Source organism: Paucilactobacillus nenjiangensis (assembly GCF_005405445.1).
Lineage (GTDB): Bacteria > Bacillota > Bacilli > Lactobacillales > Lactobacillaceae > Paucilactobacillus > Paucilactobacillus nenjiangensis.
On sequence record NZ_BJEB01000090.1, the window covers coordinates 1 to 3,806 of the forward strand.

Sequence of the window (3,806 nt, forward strand, 5' to 3'; positions counted from 1 at the left end):
CGCCACAACTTCTATTTGATAACGGCCTGTTCTGGGATTGTCCTCAACGACTGGCTAACTTGTTCTTGCAATTTACGGCAAAATAAATACCTCTGCCTAAATCATTAGTAAACAACACCCGCTACTCTACACCAACTAGAGTTAGTCTTATCATAAAACAAATACACGTCGTCAACTAGATCAGATCGATCTTATCAACAACGTGCATGATTCAGTTATTTCAATCGTTTCAACAACCATACTGGCCGGTGCCGCTCAGACTTGTGCACCCGGGTATTAACGACTTGTAGCAATTGTAAAATGGTGAAAATTAGTGAATTACGTTTTCGGTACGCAATGTACTTCGGTTCCCACTCGGTCACATACTTCTCTTTGTACGACCGTAATCCCTGAAAACCATATAACTGGTAGCCATATTCGTAAATTAAATGAGCAATTTTTTCTTGAATAAAACTGTAGCGTGAAACCCCCACACCGGATAACGGTGCCATTCCCATATTGAAATAAGCATAGCCATCGTCACGCGCCTGTTCAAATAGGTGCACAAAGACCGTGTCCATAATGCCGGATGGCGCCGATTTGCTTGACCGCATTAAGTCAATTGAAGTCGTCTGATGATTTCCCTGCGGCATAATATTCGCAAACGCGACAATTCGGTGGTCAGGATCATAAACGACCGCTACGGGTGCCTGATTGAGATACTGCTCATCAAAAAATCCGAGCGAGAATCCTTTTTCCGTCTCACCTGCTAACCAACTATCCGAAACAGCTCGTAATTCAGCCATAACGTTGGCACTGAACGGTGGCTGCAAGATGGCAAACTCATAGTGATCCCGGGTAAACTTATTCATTAGGGCCCGCTCACCCCGTAGCCGTTTACCAGCCAAACTAAAGTCTGCCAATTTGACGTGCCCTTCTTCACCGGTTTTGATAAAGTCAAAGCCCATTTCGTGTAGGCGCATCGTCAGCATCTCACTAATTTCGTAAAAGACTAGCGAGCAACCGTCACTATCTGCGTCATCCAATAACTGTTCCAAGGCAGCTTGTAATACCGCTTGATTACCGAATGGCTCTCCCATAATGATCAGTTTATCAGCCTTCTGCTGGTATAAGAAGATCAGTTGATCGACCCCATCGACTTGATAGTAATATGCTAACTTATCATTCAAATAAGCCAAGTGTGAGATTTCATTGCCGCCATAAGTTTCAATCACTTGTTTGACCCGAGCCGCATCCATCTTTTGACGCAATCGGGCGTTATAGCCACTCGCAAAGTAGCGGTACATAATAATCAAAATCATTGCCGCTAAGACTAACCCAATCACCCCAAATAACCAGAGCTTTTGTGATGGGAAGAACAGCGCTTCAGGAACCGCATGCCGATGATGAATTTGGGGCGCGTTATAGACCCCCACAATCGTATACAAGATAAAGGTCACCACATACACGCAGCTAACCCACAACGTTTGCCCCCACGAAAAAGCCAACCGATCACGATAATAAGCATGCCGCGACAAAACCACTAGCGCTAGAATCACAATCAAGAAAATCACAAATTTCATCGAAATTGCATCATAAACGACGAGCCAGCGAATCGTATTCAAAATTGCAATCAGCAGGACAATCACCGTTGGCCAAAAAGCTTTTTTGACCCGGCCAGCAGTTCCCAACGCCACCCCAATCAGTAAGAAGGCCATAATAATACTGCTGGCCTGATTAATAAAGAAAAAGGTGTACGGATAAAACTGTAAGAAGAGTTTATTGCTATATGCAAAGGTAGGGACCGTTGACATCAACAACATCAGAAAACCAGAAAAGTAGAGAAAAACCGTCAGTACCATCTGAGCAACACGTTGTAATGCCTGCTTAGGAATACCCGCTAAGCGCACGTTTAAGCGATGGCCGGTGTCATGGATGAGTAAGACCATCCCGATGGCAAACGGGATAATATAGTAGAATAACCGGTAAAATAAGAGCCATACGACGGCGTCTGGTCGAGAAACTCCGACCGCACTGAGACCAAAAATCATGAAAACGTCGAATGACCCAATACCACCGGGTACCATTGACACTTCACCGACAACCGAAGCAATCACGAATAACGGCACGACTGCTGCAAAATCAATGGGTAATCCCATAAAGTTTCCAATTAATAAGAAGAACAGCACACAGCCAGTCCATTCACCAAACGACCCACTCAATAACCGAACGACGTTGCCGAGCGTAAGGCCATCGAAGAATTCCGAATCGTTGATCCGTGTAAAAATAAAGATAGCTGGAAAATACAGTGCACCACCGACGAGCCAGATCCAGTAAATGCCATACATGTTCCCAATGCCAAAGCCATAGACTAGCACGAGTGAGATCATACAATATAATGACAATCCCGAAACTAAAAACAAAGCGATCTTGGAAATGGCAAACACGATTTGTTTTTTAGTGGCTTCGCGATTATAAAAGTTAGCACGCAGTGAGGCGCCCAGTACGCCCCCAAAACCACCGATATTCGTAAATGTATTGGTGATCCATCCAGCTTTTAAGATATAGCCAAGTGAATAGTGGTTGGGTAAAAACTTTGTAATCATGACGTCATACGTCAGCATTGGTGTCACTGCGATAATACCAATCACGACCATGCTCAACAGATGCCACCAGCTTTGCGAAGCAAGCGCATTCGCCAACTGCGCGCCACTGACTTCCTTCGCAATTTTGCCGACTTCCGTAATCACAAATAACAGGACAGAGAATACAAATAATGCTTTGATGATCCCCATGCGTTTATTGAGTGCCGTCCCGATTTTCTGTAACGTTGCCTTCAAAAAAATTCTCCTTTCCCTAGATTATCTGTATTTAATCTTGAATTTATAACGTTTTGATTTCCATTTGGTAGATTGTAAAATTAATCCGAACGCTGTTCGGACAAAAAAAGATCAGCTTCCTTTAAAATGGTGTTTACCACAAACCCATCTTTTAGGAGATGATCTTTTGTCTAGTATAACCTATTCCGAACGAATTAAAATCGAAACCTTTTGTGAACTAGGGCTGTCCAATATCCAAATGTGAAGTGAACCCCCGAGATTGGACAACAATCTCGGGGGTTCACTTCACATTGCAAGCAAATTAGTAGAGCTTTTCACAAAATGGAATTATAATAAAACTATGGTTTGAATTTATGGTTCAAACTGATTAGCATTGATAGTGGAATCAAGATAAAGAAGGGAAGTTATAAGTATGGCAAATGGATTACAAAAACGTCATGACGATTTCTTTGGTGATTTTGGTGATTGGATGAACGACGGATTCTTCTCAAACCTTGGAAAAGCTTTCTACTCAATAACGCCGGAACATGGCACAATGAAAACAGATGTGAAGGAAACAGATCAAGCATATCAATTAAAGATTGATTTACCGGGCTTTGATAAGGCGGATATCCACCTGAACTATGCCAATGATATGTTAGCTGTTACCGGTCACCGGAGCAGCTTCAGTGATGATAGTGATAAGAAAGGCAACATGATTCACAGTGAACGCACTTATGGTCAGGTTAGTCGTCAATACCATCTGCCGGATGTTGATCGGGATAAGATCACCGCAAAGTATGAAAATGGTGTTCTCAGTATGACACTACCAAAACTCGATCAGGCTGTGGATAATGATAGTCACATTGAAATTGAATAATTAAATAAAAAGATCGAAGCAAAGTCGCTTCGATCTTTTTATTAGATTAGCCCGCGCGTTTTATAATCAAGTTAGCCAAATACTTTTAGCTAATTGATAAAATAAAAAACACCAAGACAAATCTCTGT

2 protein-coding genes are annotated in these 3,806 nt (G+C 42.4%); one reads left to right on the plus strand and one right to left on the minus strand.

The genetic code is table 11. The features are described from left to right. Positions 1-215: 215 nt before the first annotated feature. Positions 216-2,819: a bifunctional lysylphosphatidylglycerol flippase/synthetase MprF gene (mprF, locus tag FFM59_RS09715; RefSeq protein WP_137602827.1), complete on the minus strand. Its 2,604-nt coding sequence runs from the start codon at positions 2,817-2,819 to the stop codon at positions 216-218. A gap of 412 nt (positions 2,820-3,231) precedes the next feature. Here mprF and FFM59_RS09725 point away from each other — a divergent pair, with 412 nt between their 5' ends. Next, the gene (locus FFM59_RS09725) at positions 3,232-3,678 is read left to right on the plus strand and encodes an Hsp20/alpha crystallin family protein (RefSeq protein WP_137602828.1); all 447 of its coding nucleotides are present in this window, start codon (positions 3,232-3,234) and stop codon (positions 3,676-3,678) included. Positions 3,679-3,806 lie beyond the last annotated feature (128 nt).